The sequence below is a fragment of the Martelella alba genome (assembly GCF_005217455.1).
Classification (GTDB): Bacteria; Pseudomonadota; Gammaproteobacteria; order Enterobacterales; family Enterobacteriaceae; genus Acerihabitans.
Genome location: NZ_SZPQ01000156.1, coordinates 1 through 776, shown reverse-complemented (window position 1 = coordinate 776; position 776 = coordinate 1). Strand labels below are relative to the sequence as shown.

The following is a 776-nucleotide window of genomic DNA, read 5'->3' as shown; positions in this document are numbered from 1 at the left end:
GATAGGCACGCCCCTGAAATTCGGCTTCCAGCGATATGGAGCTTACTGAACAGGGATGATAATGGGGATGTTTATTTAAAACCCGAGGAAAATTAACAGCCCGCCGCCTGAGTATTTTTGACATTGTATTGCGGAATCACCCTGCGCTTATCCTGCATATTTCAAGGCGAGCGAACAGGTCACTATTGATTTGGATTTGAGCACCAGACCACCACAGGGAGTGAGTCATGATCACCATTGAAAAAACCCGATACCCGATGACCGACGAGAGTGTGCGCCGCAAACTGTTCTGGTTATTGCAACGCCTGAGCAGTTACAGCCTGTGGCAACGCAAGCGGGATGCCTGGGCGTATTTTGCTGAGAAGTATGAGGAGGCGCTGAGAACCTGGCCGGAAGAGATCACGAAAGGTTTTCACTCGAAGAGTATCATTCGAGTATATGAGGCCCTGCGTCTCTACGATGAGGGGTTGCCTGAGCTGGCAATGGGCAACCGGCAGGTGTGGCAACGCTTAACGGGGGCATTTCACCAACTTGCCCGGCCGGTTAATTTGGTTGATTCCTTTTTTTATTTACCATGCCATGAGCGTGGTGGTCAGGAGATAGCGTATCCACCGGACATAGAAAAACTGAATAAATTGAAAATTGCGGCAGAGTTCTGGGGAGATAATCTGTTGTATCCACCACACGATAAAGTCTGCCATTTTTTTGATGCGGAATATTTATTGGATCCTGGTAATTATCGTTATCACTTGAGAACATATTCTTACCCGGTGTTT

The 776-nt window shown here is 47.8% G+C and carries 1 protein-coding gene; it reads left to right on the top strand.

From position 1 onward, the window contains the following. Positions 1 to 227 precede the first annotated feature (227 nt). Positions 228 to 776 (top strand): Imm71 family immunity protein (locus FCN80_RS26180; RefSeq protein WP_230492990.1); only part of this gene is annotated, 549 nt, incomplete at its 3' end.